The sequence below is a fragment of the Dyadobacter sp. CY343 genome (genome assembly GCF_021390335.1).
GTDB lineage: Bacteria > Bacteroidota > Bacteroidia > Cytophagales > Spirosomataceae > Dyadobacter.
Genome location: NZ_JAJUXK010000011.1, coordinates 17,260 through 42,324 on the forward strand (window position 1 = coordinate 17,260; position 25,065 = coordinate 42,324).

Sequence of the window (25,065 nt, forward strand, 5' to 3'; positions counted from 1 at the left end):
AACGAATACCTACGTTCGAAAAAAAGCCACTCACAACTTTCGCTGTAAGTGGCCTGATAATCAATGTCGGGATGACAAGATTCGAACTTGCGACCCCTAGCACCCCATCGGAGCAAATTTGTATTATTCCAAGAAGTTTCTCTACGTAGAATTATCCTAAGCATCTCTAAATGAGCATTTTCATTATTTTTTGTAACTTTGGTTAACTTACGTTAGACACGAAATGTTCGACCTATGTTCGACCTAAAGTTGCAGCATCATGGCTATTTCAACCAAGTTTGTCCTAAGAAAGAAACAAGAATCAGCGGAAGATCAGTTTGCGATAATGCTTCAAATAATTATCGACAGAAAGAACCTGCTGGTTAGTACAAGGAGATATTCGGGTGAAAAGGAATGGCAGCCTAAATCTCAATCTGTAAGCAAAATACATCCAAAACATAAGGAAATCAACCTTTTGCTTAGGACGATAGAGTCAGAAGTTGATTTTATGATAATTTCCTTTGGCAAACAAGGCAAACGTCCATCGTTCGAAGATGTCAAGGCTCTGGTAAAAAAGCTGACCGGAGGCCAAACGGAAGGCGAGAAGAAGAAGCTCTTTGTACTTTTCGAAGAACATATCGCCAAGCTTCGTAGTTTGAACCGGTTGGGAAGCGCAGAGTCCTATGTTTCAACTTTGAAAAGCCTAAAAAATTTTACAAACCAAAAGGACCCAGATATGTTGTCAATTGGGCTTTCATTTTTGAATAAGTATGAGAACTGGCTGATTGACAGGGGTTGCTCTATAGTTACGAGAAGTTTTTACTTGAGAACATTCCGTACACTTTGGAAAGCTGGGATAAAGGAAAAGTATTACCCTGAAACACATTATCCGTTTAAGGACTTTTCATTTTCTAAGTATAATAATCCTCGCACCAAGAAAAGGGCTATAACCAGGGATCAGATTGAACTGATTGCATCTGCGGTGATAGATCCTGAAAACGACTCCTTAATCAATTCGAGAAATTACTTCCTTTTCAGCTTTTATTGCAGGGGATTAAATTTTACCGACTTGGCTGAACTCAAATGGACTAACATCGTAGACGAAGAGCTTCACTATGTAAGATCTAAAACCAAGGAGGAGTTCAGGTTTCGATTGCATCCAGCAGCAATTCAGATCTTAGAATACTACAGAGATTTGAAGGGGAATAGCGATGCTGGCTATTTATTCCCCATTCTTTACAAGCGGCATGCAACTATCCAGTCCATCCGAGATCGTAAGAAGAAAATACTCACACGAGTAAACAAGCAAATTAAAGAACTTGGAATATCCCTTGGTATCTTAAAACCAATAACCACCTACGTGGCCAGGCACTCATATGCAACAGCTCTCCGCAGGAATGGCATATCAAAGGAAACCATCGGTCGAAGCCTGGGGCATGATAGCCTTAAGACGACAGATATCTATTTAGAAGACATCGGTGATCCGTTGTTAGATGAATTGATCAACTCAACAATCTAGCTTAATGTACTTTTTCAATTTGCAGGGTTTTCATCCTAATCTTGGGATAGATTTGGATGAGCAAGGAAAATACCCTTTTCTTAGGTTTGAAGATCGCGTGTTTGCTAAGGCCGAGACCGACTATCTCTATTTCCATTTTCCTTTTCAAAATATCGCAGGTGATGATGTGGCCCCAGTTTTTGTCAGCGAACCCAATTTGCTAGCTCTTTTCGGCAAACAAAGCAAGTTGGACAACATCATCGTTGATCACCTTTTTACAGTTGGGCAGAATTATGTCAACGAGTTGAGAGGTAAATTCGAGCAAGGTTATTTTGAAGGAATGAAGGATTACCCGGGTCAAATCGTATCTGCCCTCTTGAATCCCGATCTCCACCAGAAAATCAAGCAACTTGATCACTTCATTAAATTCTGCTCTGACCATTTGTTTTTCGAGGGTTTTGCGGTCCCGTCATGCTTATATGCCTTAGGCTTTATTCAAGCCTATCTTGTCCGTGCCTGCGGGGAACGTGAAAACACCTTGCGCATTCTGCCGCATCAGCCAGCAGCTGTGGTGGTAGCCAAAGAAACCCAACAACCTGTTGAAGTGCTTCCAGGGGAATACGAGCGGATTCCGCTCGATTATTCCGTTGATGAAATTATATCGCTATGGTTAATCTTAGTCGATGCATGGAAATGCAAACCGGTCAATTCGATCCAAGTGTTTACCTCGGAGGCGGAAGTATTGCAACTTCTGGGAATGTTATTTGAAGACAAGGAAGGCAAGCTTGAAAGGCATGCCCACAAATACTTTGAATTGCCGCCAGGAAACTATGAAAGGATCCTTAATCTTTTGATGCATGCAACCTACAAGCTAAATACTGACAGAAACAACATTGGACTGGAACGGTATTGCCAACTTCTAATTGATACATTCTCCTGCTACTCGAAGACCAAGCTTGAAAGCCTTCGAAGTAACATCAATAAAGAGCGCGGAAACATTGTACAAAGTATCAGCAACTTAACTGGGAGTCCATATTCTAAAAATGTATTAAAAACATTAAGAAAGATCAACGAGTACAGGATCAGGGAATAGACTTAGTCAACTTCATATTGTTTTTTCACGCTTTTCTGGCATTGCTTTGCTCATCACCAAAACACAAAAGGGATGAGCACAACAGTTTTAGTTTCATTGAGCGATCAGCAATTTGCTGACCTGATTGAATCCTCGTTACGAAAGGTTTTAGATTCAAAACCGGCTACGGTTGCTGATACGAGTGACACGCTGCTTGATACAAAAGAGGCGGCAGTACTTACAAAGTATAAGGAGACTTCGATATATGGGCTGGTGAAAAGAAAGAAGATCCCATTCTGCAAAATGGAAGGCAAACTTCTTTTCTCCCGTAAGGAGCTCCTGGAATGGATAGCGAACGGACAACAAAAATCCGTAGGTAGCCATGAAAGATGAACCGCTTTATCTCCGCATCGGCACCAGCTATTTTAAACAGGTAAACCGTCCTTTATCTTCCGGGGATTCGATGGCGACCTTAATTCCCTGGTCAGCCGAATGCATCCGGTTAGATCATAGCCGGGATTACCTAAAAGACAGAGTAGAATGCTACGACGGTTTTTGCTTCGTCCCAAGCCATCTGGACTACCAGCAGAAAGTAGGTGGGTTCTATAATCGCTACCAGCCGTTTCAGCACGTTGCTCGTCAAGGCGAGGCTCCCACGATCTTTCATTTTCTCAAACATATTTTCGGGGAGCAGATCGAAATGGGCTATGACTACTTCAAGATCTTGCTTGAACGGCCTACACAGATCCTGCCGATTCTATGCCTGGTCAGTGAAGAACGTGGAACAGGAAAAACGACCTTTCTTCATTTTGTCAAGTCGATTTTTGGAGAGAACATGACCATCAACAGCAATGAAGATTTTCGTTCAAACTTCAACATCGAATGGGCGCAAAAGCTGGTCATAGGAGTCGATGAAACGTTCCTTGACAGAAAGGAAGACTCAGAGCGCATTAAGAACCTGAGCACCGCCCGTTTTTACAAGGTTGAAGCAAAAGGAGTCGACCGGCAGGAAACAGAGTTTTTTGGCAAGTTTATCCTGTGCAGCAACAATGAAGATCACTTCATTATTGCCGAGCCTGGAGAGATCCGGTACTGGGTCAGGAAGGTGCCGCCACTAAAATCAGATAATCACAAATTACTGAATGAGCTTCGAAGCGAGATCCCATTCTTTATCCATTTTCTATCCAGCCGGGACTTTGCCCATCCAAACAGAACAAGGATGTGGTTTACCCCAGAGCAGATCGCCACGCAAGCCCTAAAAAAGCTGCTTAACCAAAATAGGAACAAGCTGGAAGTAGAGATTGCCCACATTTTGCTAACCATCTGCGATGAGAAGGATCTTGACGAACTGCGGTTTTGCACGGGAGATGTTCAAGACTGGCTCAATAAGAAGCATGTGCGATACAAAGACGTTGTGCAAATTAAACGGGTGTTGCAAAATGCCTGGAAACTTACCCCGGCGAAAAACTCGCTAACGTACTCACAGTTTAAATTTTTGACGGATGGGACCGTCTACGAGCAGACAGGAAAAGGGCGATATTATTGCCTTACCCGAAGCCGGGTTTATGAGCTCAATGAACTGCTATGATTTTGATGAATTGATGCGCATCATATATAACATCTTGATTAGTAAATATATACGGCGCATCAAAATAAGCATCAAGACGCATCAACCTGAAATGTGTGATGCGGCAGCTGATGCAAATTGATGCAATTTTGATGCGGATATAAACCTCTGATATAAAGTCAATTACGCGACTCTCGCATCATTTCATCACCTTTTCAAACTTCTAAGACCTATAAACTATGACTTGTGAACAAGCCAGGGAGATTTCTATTGTCGAACTCCTGCAAAACTGCAACATCCATCCGCAATACGTCCGGGGCAAGGACTATTGGTATCTCTCCCCTTTGCGTGACGAGAAAACGCCATCATTCAAGGTCAATGCGAAATTGAACCTATACTATGACCACGGCAGCGGCCAGGGAGGCGATATCATCGACTTGGGCCGTCTGCTTTTCCAATGCGATACAAAAGCATTGCTGCAAAAACTTGGGTCTGAACATTTGTTGTTTCACCCGCAACAGTCCGTTGAACGGAATGCGCATAGAGCTAGGAACGTCACGCCTGAAACCAAACAACCGGTAATCCAGATAACAAGCACAAAAGATCTGGGTAGTAACGTTGCTATCAGCCAATACCTGCAAAATCGCGGCATTGACCTCTCTATTGCCCGGCAATATTGCAAGGAAGTCTATTATCAAGTTGGAGGCAAGAGCTACTATGCCGCAGGGTTTGAAAACCGCTCAGGTGGCTATGAGCTCAGAGGCCCACACTTCAAGGGCTCATCATCCCCAAAAGACATTACCCATATCCATAGCGGGCACAAGTCAGTGTGTGTATTGGAAGGCTTTATGGATTTCCTTTCCCTTTTAACACTGCGAAAACAGATGCCGGTCCAAAGCGATTTTCTTGTGCTCAATTCCGTCAGTCTGGCAGACCGGAGCCTGGATATTCTCAAAGATTACCGGACCGCTTTCATCTATCCAGACCGGGACGAAGCAGGAAAAAAGCTGATGGAAAAATATCAGGATGCAGGACTAAACTGCGTGGACGCCTCAAGCATTTATCGAAACCACAAGGATCTAAATGAGCTTTTAATGGCAAGCAAGTCCACCGAAAAACAGATCAAAAAGCAGCAGACTTTCAAAAAGTCTGGCGGGCTGCATTTCTAAAATCCTTTAGAGAGCAAGTTTGTGTTTTCGCTTCGCAAAAACCCGTCCCGCTCCAGCGTGACTGAAACTTGCCTTTTTCTCCCGATGGTCGCAAAAGGTTTAAAACAGATAATGGAATGTGAGATGGAAAAGACAGAAATCAAAGGCCGGAAACCTTATAACCCGAAAGGCGGAAGACCGCGCAAAAAAGTAAAAAGGGAAACTCAGCTCATGGTCAGGCTGACGGAAAACGAGCGTTTTCTGATCGAAGAAAAAGCCAGGGACGCTGGCATGAAACCAAGTGCGTGGTTCAGACTAGCTGCTAAGAAAGCGAAAGTCCTGGCCAGGCTCAAACCCGATGACCTTAAGCATCTCAGGACACTCACAGGCATGGCCAACAATCTGAATCAGCTGACGCACCTTGCCCATAAAGAAGGGTTGATATTCATCCGTCAATCCTGCAAAGAGCTGCTTTTGCAAATCGATTCGATACTGAAAAAGCTCGGCGGCGATGATCGGTAAGGTAATGATCGGAAGCAGCTTCGGAGGTGTAGTGCGGTATACTATGCAAAAACAGCAAGCCACTCTGCTGCTGGCAGAAGGTGTGAGAGCAGAACAAATCCGCACTATGATTGATGATTTCAATATGCAAAGAAAACTAAACCCTGACCTGACAAAGGCAGTCGGTCATATCTCGCTTAGTTGGAGCAAAGAAGACGCAGCCCGGCTAACACCAGATAATATGAAGCAGCGTGCATTGGAATACATGGAAAAGATGAAGATCACCGGTACACAATTTATCCTGGTCAAGCACCGGGACAAAAACCATCCCCATCTTCATATCATCTACAACCGGGTTAACAATGAAGGCAAAACAATCTCAGACCGGTTTTAAAAAGAGCGGAACCATAAGGTCTGCAAAGAGATCACGCTCAAATATGGCTATCATTTGGGAAAAGGAAAAGAACAGGTCAACCGGCAGCAGCTTAAAGGTGCAGACAAAATCAGATATGAATTATATGATGGAATCAAAGCAGCAAGTGCAGGCGCACAAAGCTGGAATGAGTTGAGCGCGAAGCTGGAAAAGCAAGGCATCGAATTAATCTTCAAATACAAATCAGGCACTAGTGAGATTCAAGGTGTCAGCTTCACCAAAGGCGGTCTGCAATTCAAAGGATCGAAGATCGATCGGAGTTTGAGTTTTGGGAAGCTGGATGCATTGATCCGGCAGAATCAGAAACTGGCGATGGTGCGGCAGTTTCGAATGCAGGCGACATATCAGCCCGATTTTTCAAAAGAAGGATTTCAGCCTGGTATGTTCTCGCAGGAAAGTCAGAACGACCGAATACTTGATGAGCTACTTAAACCTACCCAGCTGCATGATCAACCAATAACCAATCCGTCAAAAAAGAAAAAACGTAAAAAATACTTAGGTCAAAGCTTATGAAAAAGATAGAAGAACAACTCGAATCGATTGAAGAGGTGCTTTCGCTTGTGATCAGAAAAAACGCCTCGATTGAAAATCTGATCCAAACTGCAACTGAATCGCAAAACAAAACGCTTGCGGATTCCGTGATTGACATAAAAAATGATTTAAAACAGCATTCGTCTAGTCAAAATTTAGAGACTTACCTTTCGGAAATAAAGCAAGCAGTTGCAAGTGTGCCAAAAACTCCGGAAGTCCAACACCATCACCACTTCGACCTTCAATCGAAGGGCTTTATTATCTCCGCAGCATTGCTGTTGCTCTCAACGGCCATAAGCATCGCAGTGGCCATCAGCAACTACGGCGAGAGCAGCCGACTGCAAGAAAGCGATATTAAATTCCGCATTGCCAGGCAGCTCAGTCCAGCTTTGATCGCAGAGGTCGATAGTATTTACTATGAAGATCCTGACCGGGCGGAACTTGAAACACAGAAGCGTGAGGCACATGAGATAACAGTCAGAGAAGCCGAAAAACTTTTGAAACAGAGGCAAAATGAGGCGAAACAAGCGAGGGAGTTGCTTAACAATCTTAAAAGGGATTGATTTTGACTTGTGTTTTCGGGCAATCTTCTTTATGATTTAAATGGATGAATTCGGCAGTAAAAGTTTATGAAAGGCAGTGTAGGGGCCACTTAGTTAAGCTATGTACCTGACTGGCCGCACCCGGGAAGAGCAAGATGAGTAAGGGTGTATTATTACGCCCTTGTAAAACAGCTCCATTCGCGACGGCTTATTAACATTTATGAATTTATTGTAAACTTGAATTCTAAGTCCAGAAAATGCAAAATCAAATAGAAATCTACCAAAGCCAGGATGGGCAGACACAGATAGAAGTAAAATTCGGAGAAGAAACTGTTTGGCTGGACGCTCATTCCTTAGCTGAAATCTTTCGGTTCAGCGTCCCGCTGTGGTAAAACATATTAATAACATATATAAATCCAATGAGTTAGATCCTGCTGCAACCTGTTCCATTTTGGAACAGGTTGCAGCAGACGGAAAGAAACGAAAGATGCACTTGTATAACCTGGATGTTATAATATCTGTTGGCTATCGGGTGAATTCAACAAAAGCCACTCAGTTCCGACAATGGGCAACCCAGCGCTTAAAAAACCATTCATTTATTGACGGAAATAAGCGAATTGCTGCTGCTTGTTTCCTGTTGTTCCTAGAAAATAATGCTCTTTTAAAGTCGGGGACCGGGGCAGCACTTATCAGCAATGAAGCTCTTGCAAGTCTGACGCTTTTTGCTGCGGCTAGTAAACCAGAAGAGATGGATACGGTTAAGAAGTTGGTTATTAGTGTGCTTAATAGGAATCAGTGAACTTCTTATTTATTTAAAAGGTCTAGGGTAACGGACTCATAACCCCTCGGTATTTGTTAGGTAAATACTGAGTAGAGCAAGCTTTTTTCTAAATGATTTTGCTATTGTGGGTACAGAAATACCGTCGTTTAAACGAAATTTCACCAAGCTATCATTTTGTGAGTAATGATCTTCGAAATCGATAAAATAGTACATTTTAATATTGTTGTTGGGCGTTAAAATGTACTCGCAGACGTATGACCCGTCCTGAAATAAGTTGACCGTTTTGTAAATAGTCCTGTTATTTACTTATGTCACCGCGCTATCACCATGGATTTTGTGATATCACGGTGGGTCGGCACTACTCTGTCAGTGGTTTTCCATGGCCTTCATTGACCATACCATCGATCTTTCCGATTGGTATTAGTAGGGGAGACGCTACTGCTCTTGATCTTTCAGCTTGCCAAGTGCGATAAAGATAGCAATACCATATTGTATGCAGGCAATTTAAAAGATAATTCTTGCGGTTAGCTGGCTTGTATTGAGAATCATAGCATGTTCACTTGATGCCTTATCAATGAGCGCAACATAAGCCCGATCTTGTTGTAGTTAGAGATTCTGATCCTGGTATCCATTACTTTTTCGGCCGGCGTCTGACTGATCCGAAGGAAAAGCTTTTGGTAGTAATAATATGCCAAATATACACCACGCCTGGACGATGCAGGCAGTTTTTTTATGCCAATCAACGCCTGCCCAAAATCCTGGTGGATCTGTTGTTGGATAATCTCTTTGTCCACATTTGTGAAATGTGTGAAGTTGATGCCTGGGAAATAACTGCGTCCCAGGTCTTGATAATCAGCTTTTAAATCACGCAAAAAATTGACTTTCTGAAATGCGGCGCCCAGTTTCATAGCATAATACCTTAGGTCTTCATATTGCGCTGCGTCGCCTTCGGTGAATACACGCAGGCACATTAAGCCAACCACTTCGGCTGAGCCGAGTACATATTCCTTGAAACTATCTGGACTATGCTGTTTCTGACCAAGGTCCATTTCCATACTTTTTAAGAATGTATCAATCAATGACCACTCAATGCCATACTGGTTTACAACGTGTTGAAAGCTGTTTAAAATTGGATTGATACTGATGCCGGCAGCAATCGCTTCGGCGGTATCCTCCCTGATCTTGGCCATTAAACCGTGCTTGTCATAGCCGTGAAAGCTATCGACAATCTCATCGGCCAGGCGGACAAACCCGTAGATGCTGTAAATCGGGGCGTGAAATTTAGGCTGTAAGAAGTGGATCCCAAGTGAGAAAGAAGTGCTGTACAGTTGTGCGGTTTTCTTGCTGCAACAAAGCGATAATTGATCATACAAAGCCTTCATGACATTTTGGTTTAGGTAACTACCTACTTTGGTTCAAAAGGAAAAACCTGCTCTTAATGTTAGCCGGTTAAAGTCTTCCAGTTCTTCTAATCCAAGCTGGGCAACGGATGATCTCTGAAAGCGGTATCCTGCACCTATGACAAAACCCGTGTTGTCATTGAACAGCAACTTTAGTCCCAGACCTGCTGAAAACGTTGCCCCGCCGCCAAACCGGACATTATCTACATCATTGGAAGTGGCATTAAAACCGTAACCACCTTCAAGAAAATAGAAAGGGATCTTCGAGCCTTTGCTGGAAAAATCACCACGCACGCTTAATACGACCGGCACAAACGTCTGCACTGCATACAAGTCGCCCCCGATGCCTAGACCAGTGTAAACCCACTGATTGAATTTATAGCCGTTCGTGGTTTGAAAGGAGAAGGCGGATGTTGTCACGCCATTAGAGGCACGGTTGCTCATCGCCAACGGCCCGAGCTCGGTGTAATGAACAAATCCTTTTTTCTTGTATTGAATGTTTGGGTTAACGCGCTTTTCCGTAAAGAGGGTGTCAACATGTTCCTTTTGAAAAACCCAGACACTCTTGTCGTAAGTTTCTAAACGGTATACAGGATTTGCTTCAAGTAGCTGGCCGCGAATCACCGAGCCGTTTTTCAAGTGCATACTTACGTGCTTTGCTTCCTGGCCAAATGCACGCAGGGTAACAATGGCAAGCTCGAACATTAAAAATGTGGAGAATAGTCTCATGGGGTGAAGGATTGGTTTTTGCTAATTGTCCAGCCAGCTTTTGAATTCCTGGCTTTTGTACTTACTCACGAAAACTTCCTGATCAAAAGCGGGTTTGAGAAAGACCTGTAAGCGGTAGCTAAGCAATGTTTTGACTTTTTGTATTGACTCGATCCTGGCAATGACTTTACGGTTGATCCTAAAAAACAGGGCCGGGTCAAGGGCTTCTTCAAGGCTTTCCAGGTTGCTGTCCATCAGGTATTTCCTTCCGTCAGTACTCACCATAAATACAACCTTATCGTCGGCATAGAAGTAGGCTACTTCGTCTACATTTTTATAATGAATGGTATCAGCAAACCTGACCAGAAACCTGGACTTGTATTTTTTTGTAAGTTGCTGCAAAGTTGATCTGAGCTTTTCAATATCTGATGCAGAGAAGTTTCTGTTGTCATGGTTCAAGCTGTGGTATTTGTCCAAAGCTCTTGTCAAATCACCTTTGTCCAGGGGTTTGAGCAGGTAATCAATACTATTCAACTTGAAAGCCTGCAATGCATACTGGTCGTAGGCAGTAGTAAAAATGACAGGACTTTTCAGGGTAACGTGGTCAAAAAGATCAAAACACAGCCCATCGGCAAGATGGATATCGAGCAGCAACAGGTCGGGCTCGGGATTTTGACTAAGCCAGGCGATCGCGTCTTCGACCGAGTCCAGGATATCGGCTACCTGGATACCCGGATCATATTCGGTCAGGAGCTGCGAGGCCCTTTTGGCCGAAAGTATTTCGTCTTCTAAAATAAGCACTTTCATAACAGGTGGGTAGGATGTGGGTATTGCTAAAAATGAGCTATTTTGACATTAATATCAGGGCTCTGTTTTAAGATGTATCAGCGGGATCGTTACGCTAAAAGATTGCTCAGTATGCTGGATACTCACACCCTGATGCCCTAGAAAATCATATCTTTTTGCAATGTTGGTCAGGCCCAGGCGGGTAGAGTGGTCGTCGTCAACTTTCTTCTTTTGCAGGTTGTTTCTCACTGTAATAGAGTCATTGTCCAGGCATAAAATTTCAATATGCAATGGCTTGCTTTTGGAGACAATGTTGTGTTTCACCGCATTTTCGACCAGCATTTGCAGTGAAACAGGGAGAATGTAGGCGGACAGGCAGCCCTCGGAAATATTAATATCAACACTTAACCCTGAATCGAAACGCGTTTTGAGCAGATACAAATAAGAATGGATGAACCCAATCTCGTCGCGCAGATGGATAAGTTCCTTTTCATCACTTTTCAGGATATAGCGGTAGACATTTGAAAATTGCTTTACAAATTCAACCGAAGCATTCGTATCCTGACCAATCAGCGCCGTAAGCACACTGAGGTTGTTAAACAAAAAATGAGGGTTTACCTGATTTCTGAGGGATTGGAGCTGGGCCTGACTACTTATCCGCTTATAAGTTTCAAGTTGCTGGTGGCTTAATTCCAGCTGCTGCATGTAAAGAAAAATGACATGGATGGTGTTCAGGAACAAATTGATCCGGAAGCAAAACATCAGTAATAGTTTCATGGGTAACATCCACTCGTACCAGTCATTAGATATAGCATAACTGGCCGTAACCATGCCTAACACTAATGCCGCGACAACTGTAATGAGCAAACTTCCCGCAAAATTATAAACAATTCTAAGCCAGAAATGTCTGATCTGCTGCTGGGAAAGCCAGTTGTCCCAAAGGCGGTTACCTTCCCAAATGGCGGCAGTCACAGCAATGAACAGCAGAAATATGATCCACTTGTCGGCTCGGACATGGTAGTAGTCGAATGTTTCTATTAGCAGGGTATTCAGAAACGAATACGCGCCGAGCAGGAACATGAAAACATATCGAAACCTTAGCTGGAACATAGTATCGGTAAATTAAGCACGAAAAGGGAAGGTTGGCAAATTGGCCTTTTCGTGCTAATTTGCCAACCTTCCTTTATTCTTGGTTAAGGCATTAATACCTTGTCAATCACATGTATCACGCCATTTGTGGCTAAAATATTAGCCGCAGTGATCGCAGATGCACCACTGGTTTTTCCTACCACTTTTGCACCCCCGACCAGGTCAAAAGTCACCGTACCATTTGTGTTGGCTGTTGTAACAGGAGCTGTTACATTTGGCAGATCCGTAGAGAATACCCGGCTAGGTATTACGTGATAGAGTAACACACCGGTAAGCAATGCCCGGTTGGCTGGCGCCAGGAGTGTTGCCTTGGGAGTTGTCTTATATAACTCACGAAAAGCCGCATTGGTCGGTGCAAATACGGTTAATCCACTGGCAGCCGAAGAAAGTGCTGTAGCGACGGCTGGGTCTGCTGCAAGTACCAGCGAAACGAGCTCAGTAAAATTCGTATCCGCCTGGGCAATTTCGACCAGCGACCTAGTCGGTGGCACAATAACATTGTCAATAACATGGATAACCCCATTTGAAGCAGCAACATCCGTGGCAATTACTTTGATATTGCCATTGATAAACACGCCATCGGCATTTTTGGATAGGTAAATATCATTGTTGGTATTCACCGTTTCCACAGTCCCGCTTTTCACATCGGCAGCCTTCACCGAGGCGCTGATCACATGCGAGGTCAGGATAGGAGTGAGCGCATCCTTGGTAAGCGAGTTAAGACTAGTTATCCCGGCTTTGGTAAATGCGTCGTTATTAGGCGCAAAAACAGTAAACGGGCCGGTACCTTGAAGCGTGGTAACCAATTCTGCTTTGGTGAGCGCAGCCACAAGTGTTGAGAATTGGGGATTGGCCGAAGCAACCGCCGGAATATTTCCTGTAACTGGATCCACGGTCTGGTCATCATCGTCGTCATTGCAAGCTGAAAGCGAAAAGGCCATCACAGCGGCGATCAGGCAGGTTTTTAAAGTTTGGTGTCTTAGCATTGTTTTCATGATTTTAAAATGTTGAAGTTGTGAAAGATTATCAAACACTTGTCAAATCAACCCCATGAAAAGCTAATTCTGTTCCCTAACAGGAGCCAATGGTCAATGGTAGAGCGTGAAAGAGTAAAAAATAAAGGTGAGTGGTATTTAAGTATAATAATTGCTCATTGTGCCAGAAATATGGTTTGTTTATTGAGCAACAAAAAAGCAGCCACCTATCCTTATAAAGATGACCGCTTTATCAAAGCTAAAAATAAACTGTGTGTTTGTTCTTAAAATGAAATCAATAAACCCGCCGAAGCGTAATTGATCCAAGTGAAGTTATATATCTGGTCGTTATCAGCTCCGCCTTCAACAACCCGGTAACCCAATTTTATACCTAAATTTGGGTTTATATGATAGGATATACCAGCAAAGATATCTTCCGCCCTGCCAAATTTAGAAGCTAAGGCATCTCCTTCCAGAATGGCTGTCCAGTGCTCACCGGGTTTGTAACCAACGTAAAAATTCACAAGAGGAACAAAGCCGACATTGCTAAAATGTTGGTCATTTGAAGCATTTCGGTACCGGACATCTGCGTCCCGGATTTTACCGGTCAAACCAGCGCCAACCTTCCAACGCTCATTTGCAACGAAATCATACCGATAGGTTAATCGATATGAATTGAACTTATAATTCACGCTTACATCTTCATTTCTGCGGTAGATGGCATTGTTGAAGTTGACGTCCTGGTCGAATAATCCGTCATAATTTACGGTAAGGGGCGCATACAATGCTGAAATTGTGTGCCTGTTTGCAATGGTGTAACCTGCCCGGAGCCGGTAGAAAACCTGGGGCTTTACAGAAAGTTGATCACTCACATCGATGAGCGTTCCACTGGTGCCTGATATGCGGATATCGTTATATTTGGTGCCAAACACTAAGCCTCCTTCTAGGTCCAATCTAAATTGGGCTCTTAGCGGTTGAAATGCAGATAAGAGCAGGCAAATTGTAATTAATCTTAAAGTCATATTATAATCTATAAGTGAAGTACCTCAGATTAAAAAGTTTATGCCACTCATAAGAATAGTGACTGTCTTATTACTTGGCCATTGAGCTTGCTTTCAAGATATCGTTGGATATGAGCTGGTAAACTCATCCGGGTTTAAGTTTCATGCCCTGCTCTTTTGAATCTATCCCATTTTTTGGATAGAACATCAAATTCTCCAAGAGGCTGATAGAAAATGAAATTGCAGATCGGCTGAAATTACGCCTTGTCTTTACAAGAATTAATTTTTGTGGAAGTTCAAATTGCTATTGAGTCAGATCAGAGATGAATTTTGGAACTGCCGGCTCGCCTTTGAAGAATGCCCCTTTCTTACCTTTAATTGCCCAGCGGTGGATCCAAGTTGCCCCCCAGATTGTGAAAGCAAGAATCGATTCTTAACGAATTAAGTTTGCAAGCCACTTTTTTGACTTGCTGCCAGCCACTGCTTCGAATGAATTGCCTTTTGCCAGCCGTTGAACTTTAAGGTTGTTGCTTATGCACTAAATATCTGGTTTATCGTTTCCCTGCCTAAGGGTTTCGAATAATAACCATTAACAAGTGGGTGCTTTTCTGCTTTCTGGGTATCTTCCGGATCGATGGAAGAGGAGAGGATAAATATGGTGATTTGTTCCTGTACCAGGCTGGGAAACGAACAGAATGTATCCAGAAATTCCCACCCGTTCATTACCGGCATATTGATATCAAGAAAGAGGGCAGCGTGCTGATCCTGCGCGCTATTATTATAGTCTTCCTTGATCCATTCCAACGCCTTTTCGGGGTTAGTAAACAGATGGATACTGGCATCAGGTGCAATGGAGCCAATGATATATTTGCAGATCAGGTTGTTGCCGGGATCGTCATCGACGACAATGAATGTAGAAGGTAGTTTCATGAAATTGGAATTTGGTAAGCATGGGGACTAAATGCAACCCTAACTTCGGTGCCTTGATTAACGACACTCTCTACTGCAATTTTCCCGCCAAGCATTTCAACCTGCGTCTTGACCATAAATAACCCCATCCCTTTGCCTTCTACGTGGTGGTGGAAGCGTTTGTAGAGGCCAAAGAGCTGCGCACCTTTACTGGCCAGGTCAATCCCCATTCCATTATCCTGAAAGGAAAGCGTTACCAGGTCCTGATCCCGGCTGCTTGTTATCCTGATCACAGGATCGACGTCCTTCTGGCGGTATTTGATACTGTTCATGATCAGGTTAAAGAAAATACTATGCAAATAACTTTTAAGGGTGAATAATTCACTTATCACACTAAAATTGGTTTCTATCCGCACATTTTCTTTTTCGATGATATTTTGAATGCTTGAGCTGATTTGGTCTATCAGCTTCTGCAAAGGAACCGGTTCCCTATTTTCAATTACTCCTCTTTTAACCTGCAAAATCCTGTTAAGGTCTGAAATGACATCGTCGAGGCGTTTGACATTCACCAATATCTCGGTCACAAACTGCTGCTTTACTTGTGCAGGGTAGGCGTCCTCGTTTACCAGCTCGGCTAAACCTATGATATTGGCAACCGGGGCACGCAGGTTGTGTGATAAAATATAGGAGAATTGTTCAAGGCCCTTGTTGGAAGCCGAAAGCTCATCGGTATATTTCTGAAGGTTTTTGTGGAGCTCATCAAGCTCAAACTCCGAGTACTTGCGTTTGGTAATATCCCTGAAATAGACAGATAACCCATTTGCAGAAGGGTATGCGGTCACCTCGAACCACGCCTTGTCCCTTTCGTAATAGGATTCAAAATGCTTGATCGCGTTTTGCTCCACCGCTTTGTGATAGTTATGATGGAATTCGGTGCCTACGATTTCGGAAAATACATCCCATACAACCCGGCCCAATATGGTGTCTTTGGGGCAGTTTAGCATGGTTTCTGCTTGCTTATTCCAGTAGGTTACAATCCAGTTCTTATCCAGTGTGTAAAACCCATCCCCTATACTTTCCAGGATTACATTTTTTTCCTCAAGTGCTTTAAGGACTTCTTGTTTAGCCTGTTTTTCCCGGGTAATATCATTAACAAAACAAGAAAGGCCGGTAATAATATTGTCTTTGATGATGGGGTGAATGGAAAATCTCAGATAGCTGTTAAATCCGTTGTAGGTGAACAATTTCTCGAATTTCAAAATTTCACCGCTCAATGTACGTGCATTAATCACCTCCCATTCCTGGGCCGAGCCGGGATCAAACTTTCCCAGAGATTCGCGGATATCATCGCCTGGCTGTACATCTATGTCGTACCTTTCCTTCATCATGCTTTTCAGTGCGTCGTTGTAGGTGATGTATCTCAGGTCGGTGTCAAGGGAGTAGATGAGTGAATCCGTATTGTTGATGATAGCGTTCAGGTTCGATTCTGAGCGTTCGAGCAGCTCCTGGGCCAGCTTCCGATCAGTAATATCGCTCATAGACAAGCTTAGCCCCGTAATCTCACCGTTTTCATACACGGGGACGAACATAATGCTTAGCCATTTGCTGTCCCCATCAATTTGCTGATAGATATGGTCATACTGCCGGGTCTTACCGGATAGCACACCGGTGATCATGTTTTCATAATCAGCGCTTTTGTCCCCCCTGACCGCATCAAACAAACTACTGCCCACCTCAATTTCTTTGCCGGTGCTTAACTTATAGAAATTGCTGGCCTTGTTATTGAAGTACTTTACTACCGCCTGGGTATCGGCCAGGATAAAACCTTCCATAGAATTTTCAAAGACAGCCCGCAAGTTGGATTCCGAACTTCTCAGGGCCTGCTCAGATTTTTTAGTTTCCGTAACATCGTGCATCACGCCGTATAGGCTGACGGGTTGCCCCTGGCTATTTAGCTCAACATGGGTTTGCGCATGCAGGTACCTGATCTGTCCGTCCCTTCTGAGGATCCGGTAATAATAATCCATCGCCCGCAAGGAATTTAGAGCATCCTGGTTCTCTCGCAGTACGTATTCCACATCATCCGGATGTATGAGCGATATCCAGGAAGCCGCACTTTGGATATTTTCTGTTGGGGATAATCCACAAATCAGGCAGGCTTCATCCGAGAATACACTTGTTTGCGTCCCTAAATCAAGTTCCCAGCTGCCCAGGTGGGCAACGGCCTGGGCCTGGCTCAGACGCCCTTCCTTGTATTTGAGCTGCCGGTCGGCCAGGACCGTGTCGGTCACGTCGCGGAAATTGTCGACTATCCCGTTGATAGCGGGTTCATGCAATAGGTTGGTGACCGTAGCCTCAATCCAGCGCCAGGTGCCATTCTTGTGCAGCATCCGCCCGGTATGCCCCTGTATGGGTACGCCCGGACTGGCAAGAACTTTCATCAGGACCTTAGCGTGTTCTTCCACGTCGTCAGGATGTGGCAAAGTAAAAAGGTCCATGTTGAGGACCTCCTGTGGGGTATATCCCAGTACATTTTTAACGGCCGGCGAAACGTAGGTTGGCTGGGCCTGCGCATTGAGCACGACAACGGCCTCCATGCTGTTTTCCACCAGCGTGCGGAAACGCTTTTCACTGTTGGTCAACTGTTCGAGCATATAACACTGCTCTTTTTTAAACTTGTATTTTTCAAGGCTCTGCTGTATTGCGAACGGCAGTCGGCCGGGCTGGTCCTTGATAATGTAATCATCCACCCCCAGCAGCAGAAGTTCTTCCGCCATTTCATCGGACACTGCATTGGAGACGATAATGAAAGGGATTTTCAGCCCGCTCTGCCGGAGACCCGCAACTGCCTCTGAGCAATGGATAGCGGCCAGAGTATATTCAGAGAGGATAATATCTGGCACAAAACCCGCTAGTGCCGCTATATATTGATGGTTGTTGCAGGCAACACGTATCTCAGCGTTTATCCCTTTTTTGTTTAAGGTTTGTTTCGCTGTAAATGCTCCTGCCTCTGAATCTTCCAGGTACACTATTTTCAGATCGCTCTTCACTTTTGTTGTATTTATATATGCTAAACCCGGCAGGATCTTTGTTGCTATAAGAGATTTAATTACCCCACTATCCCCGGAATGTAAAATAATTTCGTGGAAAATGAATACATCTTTCAATGTTAAAGTATTGTGCCTGCTGAAATCAGTGTTATTGACTTGACTTCGGTCGGCTTCTCTTAGTGAGCCAGTCATGCGATTCAGCAGCGCTGCATTCACGCGGTTCCTTCAATAAATCACTCGGACCTGCTCAAGCCAGCGCTTACACTCATTCGCGATTAATATTTACGGTTTATATTACTTATCAGTCTTGTTTGACAAATGTCCCGACGATCATTGGTTATTCATGTTAGTGGAATGTCATATAATTCATTCTATATTTATCAATGAGTATTGAAGTAATTCGACATTTTTCTTTATGCATGATACTGGGGGAGAGATAAGTCCTGCTGAACAAAAAATGAAGGCCATTTTGCTGCATGCCCCGGTGGGGCTGGTTGAGATGAACGAAAGTGGGGAAATCGTCGACATTAACTTGATGGGTGGCAAACTGCTTAGTGCTTTGGCCAGCGAAAACCTTAAACCCGGCACAAATTTTTACCCCTGTTTATCAGCGCTGGATCCTGAAATAGTAACCCGCATCCGTGATTTTGCTGAGCCCTCGGGATTGATCATGCTGAATCAGCAATACAGTTTTTTAAATGTCGGCGTCGCAGGAGGCCAAAAGCACTTCCAGCTAACAGTATACAAAATATTTAGCGACTGCCTGGTTGTAAGCGCGGAAGACAGGACTGAAAAGATGCAGGAAGAACAAGCCCTGAAACAGGCGCAACAGGATAAAGCCGTTGCACAAGGTAAATTCGAAATAGCATCGGAAGTAATCCATGACATCGGCAATGCGGTAGTTGGCTTTAATTCTTATCTGACCCGTATCAACCGCATGCTGGAACAGTACAGCCAGGGCAACTTGCAAAAGGTTACAATGTTCTTAAAGCAGCAAAACGGGCCAATCAGTGCTGCAATAGGTGCACCCAAAGCCGATGCCCTGATTGAGATGATGGAGGCAATCAGCAAGTCTCTTGGCGATAGCCATGATGAACTTCGGCGGTCAGTCAACGAGCAGCTTCACCTTACCACCCATATTCAGGACATTTTAAATATTCAGCGTCAGTATATCAGCGGGCATGAATCCCAGGAAAGAAAACCTGTTAATCTCAAAGACATTATCAGCGATTGCCGTTCAATGGTTTTCGCTAACATGGAAAATAAGGGGATTAATCTCTCTTTAAGCATACCCCCGGAACGTATTGTAATTAAAGGTGACCGCACAAAGCTCATGCAGGTCCTGCTGAACATCCTTAAAAACAGTATTGAAGCGATCGATACGGACGCCAGTGTAAAAACTATTAGTATCGAAGTAAGTGGCTCTGAAGACAGTGTTCAGTTAGTGGTTTCGGATTCCGGAAAAGGATTTGATGAGCAGACAGCAAAACACCTTTTTGATCGGGGATATACCACCAAAAGTACGGGTACGGGCTTAGGCCTTTACAATTGCAAAGCCATTATTGAGAGCCATGGAGGTACTATTTCCATGGAAAGCAATGGGGCAGGTATGGGTAGCAAGACGACCATTTCATTTAATAAACAACCACAATCAGATTTTAATAAAGATGAATGAAATTAATACCTCTGTATTAATTATCGATGACGAGGAAATGGTCAGAGATAATATGGAAGAAATACTTGTACCCCGACATCAGTCCATTGAAAGCCAGCAGATAAACCATGCGGCCAGCATACTTTTTGATGCGCCGACGCCGATACTGGCACCGCTTACCAGCACTATTCCCGTTTTTAAGGTAGAAAAAGCATCAAATGGAATGGAAGGGGTCGAAAAAGTGAAAGCTTCCATTAAAAATAACAGTCCGTATGCCGTTATTTTCCTGGATATGCGCATGCCGGGTTGGGATGGTCTGGAAACCGCCATAGAGATCAGAAAATTTGACAGTAAAGCCGAGATCATCTTTGTTACTGCCTTTACTGACCGTTCCATTGAGGAAATTATCGAGCAGGCAGGCCAGAACGTAGGTTATCATTGCAAACCTTATGCTTCCCAGGAAATCATACAGCTGGCTACCAAAGCAGTAACTGATTACAGCCGTCTGCGCAACCTGGAAAGCCTGATTGAGTCTATTGCGTCTATCGGACTAAACGAGCGGCAGCTTACTTCTTTATTGAAGAACATATTAGACCAGCTGGCCACGACCATCGGTACTGATATGGCCTTTTTGGGCAGGCTTCGGGACGACTTCTCTTATGAGAAGGTCTTGTCGATCGGGGCGATGGAAGAAAAGATTAATCTTGAAGAGCTGGTAAGTCGCATCAGGGATATAGAAATCTCTGCTGAGGAAGTGGTCCAGCTTGATGAGCTGGTACTGGCTCGCTTAAACGGGTATTCGGTATTTGCCGTGCTGAAAAAAAATGGCAGGCTAAACACTGAAAAGATGTACCTGCTGCGGTTATTTGTGCAAAATGCTGCACAGGCGATCCGCAATGCGGAAATGAACGAAGAGCTCATTCGTAAGGAGAAGCTTTCGGCTGTGGGCAGTGCGATCGGCATGGTTATGCACGATTTACGGCCGGCAATCGGAAACATACAACTCCTTACTGGTATAATCCGTGAGGAAGGCTACAAAAGCGATTGGCTGGATATGATCGACAGATCAGCCGGTCAGGCTTCTGAAATATTTGAGGACTTTATGGACTTTATAAGGGAAACGCCAGTTGAAAAGGAAACCCTACTGCTTAAACCGCTGCTTGAGAGCGCTCTGGCCCAGTTAGCTCCAAAAGACGCGCTTGACAGCGTGCACATTGAAATCGAAGCTGACGATGAACTGACTGTTCAGGGTGATCAGAGCAAACTAAAACGGGTGATTATCAACCTACTTAATAACGCTGTTGACGCGCTCCTGGATCACAAAATCAGCGGGCCGCAAATTCAAATCATAGCCCGCCAGCAAACTGACTTCGTTTCCATACAGGTCAGAGATAATGGCCCAGGCATACCATTGAGCCTGCTGAAATCGCTTTTTGAACCATTTGTAACCAAAGACAAAAGCAACGGAACAGGCCTGGGCCTGGCCATCGTAAAAAATTACGTGACCGCCCATGGTGGCAATATCTCCGTTCTAAACGACAACGGTGCTGTTTTCAATATCAAATTGTAATTGTTCTTTATGTTCAATGCATCGCGATAATGCATTGAGCATAGTTTTGTATTGACGAACTGGTCACATAATGGCTATTACTCTTCCTAATCACTGACACAAGTAGTCCCGGTCAGCGCACCAGGAAAGGCGAACAGCGGTATATCTTTCTGCTAGCTCCTGAAGGCTACTTATAAACAATCCTCCATGGAAATGAATAAACGTCATAGCTTTCTGCTAAAAAAGCGCTTCAAACTTTGTGTCTGAGGTAGATAAGCAGGTACATGATGATGTTACGGCACTGTCAATTTAATCTGCAACGGCTTTGCAGTTGGAAGACTGACGAATACGACGATTGCTGACGGACAGTCAGCAGTCTGCTTATGTGCTCAATTGCAAACAAACGTCTTGCAAAGACGTGGATGTCCGGGTACAAGTGGCTTTGATTACATTTGCTTTATTTGAACGTAAATAGATATATCTCTTATGAATACTATGACCACCGTTTCGGAAGTTTTAAATGAGCTTAGATTAAGAGGTTATACAGTAGACTTTAATCTCGACGATAACTGCCTGATCTGCCATTCCAATTCGTTGAAAATACATCCGCAGGACTTTGTGGTTGATAAGCATTACCGTTTTGAAGGAATGTCTGACCCAAGTGATGAAGCTATTGTATATGCGATCTCTTCTCCAAAACACGATATAAAAGGTACTTTGGTAAACGGATATGGTATTTCAAGTGATAATATAACGGATGATCTCATCAAAGCGCTGAACGAAAAGCCCCCGGTTAAGCATCTCGAGCAGCTGCCAGATTCAACCCCAACTAAGTCGAACGAAGCCACTCCGCTTAGGCCGGAAGGTGAACGGGAACTGGACGCTCCTATGGTAACGATGGACCTGAATTTGTTGAAAGCCCAGATCAAACAAGAGGATTCTTACAAGAACGGCGACCGGAATGCCATAACAATTTTTAAGACCGGAGGTATGCGCCTGGTTTTGATCGCGCTACATAAAGGAGCAGAAATGAAAACCCATACAGCACCGGGGATTATCAGCGTGCAGGTCCTTGAAGGGCACATCACCTTTACTACGGAGCAAAAAACGGCAGAGCGTAGTGCAGGCCAGATGCTTGCACTTCATGCAGGAATTGCCCACAAGGTTTTTGCCAATGCAGAATCCTTATTTCTGTTGACAATATCTTCAAGGATTGAAAAGAAGTGAAGTATTGATTTTCATATTGATCGCAAACTCGATTCCGGCATATAGCCGGACTCCGGATCTGGCAAAAAAGTTAACAAAGTGATCCAATTTCTTTTGGCCTTTCTAGACGTTTCAGAGCAATTAAATTGACGTAATGCGGGCGCAACGCGGGAGCGTTGGGTATCGATAGCGCCTGGTTCTCACCCTATGTTTAGTTTAACCACTCAACGGACAAAAGCACAGCCCGGGACAAAGAGACATTTAATAAAAGAGTAAAAAGTATTTTATTTCCCGGATCTTGAAGATATATTTGCATATAAACAGATGCAGATGTTTTTTTCAAAAACGTGTGAATACGCGATCCGGGCCGTTATTTTTATAGCGCAGAAGTCAGAAGGTGGCAGGAAAGTGGGTATCAAGGAAGTTGCAGCTGGCATCGATTCTCCTGAACATTTCATTGCCAAGATCCTTCAGGATCTGAGCAAACGGGAGCTCATACAATCCAGCAAGGGCCCAAATGGCGGCTTTTATGTTGACAGCAGCGCCCGGAGCAATACGCTGGCAGATATTGTCAGGGCGATTGACGGCGAGAAAATATTCAAGGGCTGCGGGCTGGGATTGAAAAGTTGCTCTGAAACTAAGCCTTGTCCACTGCACAACGATTTTAAGGAGATTAGAAATAAAATGCAACTCACCTTACAGTCGGCCACGATAGGGGAGTTCAATGAGAACTTGAATTTGGGGCTGAGCTATATTAAAGAGAGATAAAATTTTCGAGAGTAAAAGATATTAGGGTCTTAATATATATAATATGATGATTGTCGGTAGATGTAAGATCGTGAGTAGCTTATGCCTTGGTGCTTACCTGGTGGCCATACCTGCATATGCTGAAACCCATTTCAGTCAGGCCGTTGTACTTTCGGTAGGAATCGTTGCACTAGTGATGGCGCTGGGTTTGCTTTTTGTTGCGATCTTGATCAGAGACGTTGTTCAAAATTATCTGATCAGTAGGGCCGACGAGGGGATAAAGGATTATCCAAAATACCTTGAAAACCTTAGCAGCAGGCAGATCTCATTGCTGCTCGACCGGATGGTTAAAAAAGGGCGTTTAGCGGCCATTTTGCTGGTCATGCTGAGTTTGCTAGATTCTCCCTCACTGGCGCAGTCGAGCCAGCCAGCTGCTGGTTCACTACTAAGCCAGGGTGGTATTTTAATTACCATTGTCTTGATATCAATCCCTGTGCTGGCGGGTGTTATCTTCTTATTTTTCAAGATTACCCATACATTAAACAGGTATAGAAACCAACAACGTCTCGCAGAAGCCGCGCGAGTTGCAGCATATCTGGACGGAATAGAAGGTAAGGACCTTGCATTAACATTGCAACGCAGAAAAGATGCGCTGGATTTCGCGTTGAGTCATAATGAACTATCGGGCATATTGCCGGCCAACGACCATAAAGGCTTGATCAACAATGTGGAACATGAGGCCTCACTTCCCTTCGTGGCACGTAAAAGAAAGGCGCCCGTTCGCCCGAAAGTCGATCCGCAACTTTCCCGACTGATCACCTGGTTCATTATCACCGCTACTTTTTGGCTTGTTTTTGGGACAACGGTGGGGGAATATATCGGGATAAAATTTGTTGCGCCCGACGCGGACCAATTCAGCTGGCTGAGCTTTGGGCGATTGCGCCCGGTCCATACCAACGCCGTTTTCTGGGGCTGGGCATCACTGGCGATGCTGGGGTTGGGTAACTATGTCGTGCCCAGGGTCAGCAATACAAATCTGTTCAGCATAAAACTCGGATGGTACACATTGATCCTTATTAATACGGCTGTGGTACTGGGCACATTGTCTTTAATGGCCGGAATTAATAATGGGGGCGGGGAGTACCGGGAGTACATATGGCCGGTGATGCTGCTATTTGGGATTGGACTTCTGCTAACACTGATCAATTACTTCAAGACAGTCGCCAGCCGCACGACAAAGGAGATCTACATTTCAAACTGGTACATTGTCTCTTCGGTGATTTTCGGAATTGTGATCTCGGTAGTTGCATACGTGCCTCTTTGGCAAAATGGGTTAGGCGAAACAATCATTCAAGGCTATTACATGCACCAGGGCGTGGGAATGTGGTTTATGCTTTTTACGCTCGGGATCGTTTATTACTTCCTGCCCCAGCAGCTCAATAAACCGATTTATTCGTATAGTCTGGGTATACTTGCATTTTGGACACAGATCCTTTTTTATACGCTGATTGGTACCCATCATTTTGTTTTTAGTGCAATTCCCTGGTGGCTGCAGACGGTCGCCATCGTCGGCAGTGTGGGTATGGTCATCCCGGTGGTGGCAGGGACAACCAATTTCCTGCTGACCTTCAAAGGCGCCTGGTACAAGATTACTGATAGTTATACGCTTCCATTCTTTTTGACGGGCATCCTTTTTTACTTTACCGGTTCAATGCAGGGAACTGCCGAAGCTTTCCGGTCTACCAATCTGCTCTGGCATTTCACTGATTTTACTGTCGCCCATTCCCATTTGACGATGTATGGCATTATCTGCTTTTTGCTCTGGGCAGGGATCTATGCACTCATGCCACGGATTACCGGGCAGGAACCGCCGCAGATTA

Annotated in this window: 24 protein-coding genes; 16 read left to right on the forward strand and 8 right to left on the reverse strand. The window is 44.2% G+C overall.

From position 1 onward, the window contains the following. The first annotated feature begins 259 nt into the window (after window positions 1-259). The 10 genes from LZG94_RS26070 to rhuM all read left to right on the forward strand — a co-directional run bounded on the left by LZG94_RS26070 (window position 260) and on the right by rhuM (window position 8,070). On the forward strand, window positions 260-1,498 hold the full coding sequence (locus LZG94_RS26070) for a site-specific integrase (protein ID WP_233794587.1): 1,239 nt from the start codon (window positions 260-262) through the stop codon (window positions 1,496-1,498). A gap of 52 nt (window positions 1,499-1,550) precedes the next feature. Next, complete coding sequence (locus tag LZG94_RS26075) at window positions 1,551-2,570, forward strand: hypothetical protein (protein WP_233794588.1); 1,020 nt, start codon at window positions 1,551-1,553, stop codon at window positions 2,568-2,570. 72 nt (window positions 2,571-2,642) lie between these two features. Then, entirely contained in the window at window positions 2,643-2,942 is a 300-nt protein-coding gene (locus LZG94_RS26080; RefSeq protein WP_233794589.1) for a helix-turn-helix domain-containing protein, read from the forward strand. After that, a complete protein-coding gene (locus tag LZG94_RS26085; protein ID WP_233794590.1) occupies window positions 2,932-4,137 on the forward strand; it encodes a primase-helicase family protein in 1,206 nt (401 codons plus the stop codon). Before LZG94_RS26080 ends, LZG94_RS26085 begins: the two co-directional genes overlap by 11 nt. 218 nt (window positions 4,138-4,355) lie before the next feature. After that, entirely contained in the window at window positions 4,356-5,285 is a 930-nt protein-coding gene (locus tag LZG94_RS26090; protein ID WP_233794591.1) for a toprim domain-containing protein, read from the forward strand. 123 nt (window positions 5,286-5,408) lie between these two features. Further along, complete coding sequence (locus LZG94_RS26095; RefSeq protein WP_233794592.1) at window positions 5,409-5,786, forward strand: MobC family plasmid mobilization relaxosome protein; 378 nt, start codon at window positions 5,409-5,411, stop codon at window positions 5,784-5,786. After that, complete coding sequence (locus LZG94_RS26645; RefSeq protein ID WP_409013374.1) at window positions 5,776-6,159, forward strand: relaxase/mobilization nuclease domain-containing protein; 384 nt, start codon at window positions 5,776-5,778, stop codon at window positions 6,157-6,159. The genes LZG94_RS26095 and LZG94_RS26645 overlap by 11 nt, the downstream gene beginning before the upstream one ends. Before the next feature lie 54 nt (window positions 6,160-6,213). Further along, window positions 6,214-6,711: a hypothetical protein gene (locus LZG94_RS26650; RefSeq protein ID WP_409013375.1), complete on the forward strand. Its 498-nt coding sequence runs from the start codon at window positions 6,214-6,216 to the stop codon at window positions 6,709-6,711. Continuing rightward, window positions 6,708-7,292: a hypothetical protein gene (locus tag LZG94_RS26105; RefSeq protein WP_233794593.1), complete on the forward strand. Its 585-nt coding sequence runs from the start codon at window positions 6,708-6,710 to the stop codon at window positions 7,290-7,292. Before LZG94_RS26650 ends, LZG94_RS26105 begins: the two co-directional genes overlap by 4 nt. A 430-nt stretch (window positions 7,293-7,722) precedes the next feature. After that, window positions 7,723-8,070, forward strand: a complete 348-nt coding sequence (gene rhuM, locus LZG94_RS26110) for a RhuM family protein (RefSeq protein ID WP_233794594.1) — start codon at window positions 7,723-7,725, stop codon at window positions 8,068-8,070. Between the two features lie 527 nt (window positions 8,071-8,597). Here rhuM and LZG94_RS26115 read toward each other — a convergent pair. From LZG94_RS26115 to LZG94_RS26135, 5 genes are all read right to left on the reverse strand, one after another. After that, entirely contained in the window at window positions 8,598-9,434 is an 837-nt protein-coding gene (locus LZG94_RS26115) for a phytoene/squalene synthase family protein (protein WP_233794595.1), read from the reverse strand. 33 nt (window positions 9,435-9,467) lie between these two features. Continuing rightward, window positions 9,468-10,181 carry a hypothetical protein gene (locus tag LZG94_RS26120; protein WP_233794596.1) on the reverse strand — a complete coding sequence of 238 codons (714 nt, stop codon included), beginning with the start codon at window positions 10,179-10,181 and terminating at the stop codon, window positions 9,468-9,470. Window positions 10,182-10,202: 21 nt separating this feature from the next. Further along, window positions 10,203-10,967: a LytTR family DNA-binding domain-containing protein gene (locus tag LZG94_RS26125; protein WP_233794597.1), complete on the reverse strand. Its 765-nt coding sequence runs from the start codon at window positions 10,965-10,967 to the stop codon at window positions 10,203-10,205. Window positions 10,968-11,021: 54 nt separating this feature from the next. Next, on the reverse strand, window positions 11,022-12,056 hold the full coding sequence (locus tag LZG94_RS26130) for a sensor histidine kinase (protein ID WP_233794598.1): 1,035 nt from the start codon (window positions 12,054-12,056) through the stop codon (window positions 11,022-11,024). Between the two features lie 83 nt (window positions 12,057-12,139). Then, window positions 12,140-13,090, reverse strand: coding sequence for a fasciclin domain-containing protein (locus tag LZG94_RS26135; RefSeq protein ID WP_233794599.1), 951 nt, complete (start codon window positions 13,088-13,090; stop codon window positions 12,140-12,142). Window positions 13,091-13,186: 96 nt separating this feature from the next. Between LZG94_RS26135 and LZG94_RS26140 the strand changes: the two genes are divergently transcribed. After that, window positions 13,187-13,357 carry a hypothetical protein gene (locus LZG94_RS26140; protein WP_233794600.1) on the forward strand — a complete coding sequence of 57 codons (171 nt, stop codon included), beginning with the start codon at window positions 13,187-13,189 and terminating at the stop codon, window positions 13,355-13,357. Here the strand turns inward: LZG94_RS26140 and LZG94_RS26145 are convergent. From LZG94_RS26145 to LZG94_RS26155, 3 genes are all read right to left on the reverse strand, one after another. Beyond that, the gene (locus LZG94_RS26145; protein ID WP_233794601.1) at window positions 13,354-14,091 is read right to left on the reverse strand and encodes a hypothetical protein; all 738 of its coding nucleotides are present in this window, start codon (window positions 14,089-14,091) and stop codon (window positions 13,354-13,356) included. The two genes, LZG94_RS26140 and LZG94_RS26145, sit on opposite strands and share 4 nt — an antisense overlap. A gap of 510 nt (window positions 14,092-14,601) precedes the next feature. Further along, complete coding sequence (locus LZG94_RS26150) at window positions 14,602-15,000, reverse strand: response regulator (protein WP_233794602.1); 399 nt, start codon at window positions 14,998-15,000, stop codon at window positions 14,602-14,604. Next, window positions 14,997-18,029, reverse strand: a complete 3,033-nt coding sequence (locus LZG94_RS26155; RefSeq protein ID WP_233794603.1) for a PAS domain S-box protein — start codon at window positions 18,027-18,029, stop codon at window positions 14,997-14,999. Before LZG94_RS26155 ends, LZG94_RS26150 begins: the two co-directional genes overlap by 4 nt. Before the next feature lie 415 nt (window positions 18,030-18,444). Between LZG94_RS26155 and LZG94_RS26160 the strand changes: the two genes are divergently transcribed. The 5 genes from LZG94_RS26160 to LZG94_RS26180 form a co-directional block, all read left to right on the forward strand. Further along, entirely contained in the window at window positions 18,445-19,704 is a 1,260-nt protein-coding gene (locus LZG94_RS26160) for a PAS domain-containing sensor histidine kinase (RefSeq protein ID WP_233794604.1), read from the forward strand. Then, a complete protein-coding gene (locus tag LZG94_RS26165) occupies window positions 19,697-21,253 on the forward strand; it encodes a hybrid sensor histidine kinase/response regulator (protein ID WP_233794605.1) in 1,557 nt (518 codons plus the stop codon). The genes LZG94_RS26160 and LZG94_RS26165 overlap by 8 nt, the downstream gene beginning before the upstream one ends. 465 nt (window positions 21,254-21,718) lie before the next feature. Next, window positions 21,719-22,459, forward strand: coding sequence for a cupin domain-containing protein (locus LZG94_RS26170; RefSeq protein ID WP_233794606.1), 741 nt, complete (start codon window positions 21,719-21,721; stop codon window positions 22,457-22,459). Window positions 22,460-22,768: 309 nt separating this feature from the next. Further along, window positions 22,769-23,206, forward strand: a complete 438-nt coding sequence (locus tag LZG94_RS26175; protein WP_233794607.1) for an Rrf2 family transcriptional regulator — start codon at window positions 22,769-22,771, stop codon at window positions 23,204-23,206. 43 nt (window positions 23,207-23,249) lie between these two features. Beyond that, window positions 23,250-25,065, forward strand: a 1,816-nt coding sequence (locus LZG94_RS26180) for a cbb3-type cytochrome c oxidase subunit I (protein ID WP_233794608.1), incomplete at its 3' end; no start/stop codon positions are given.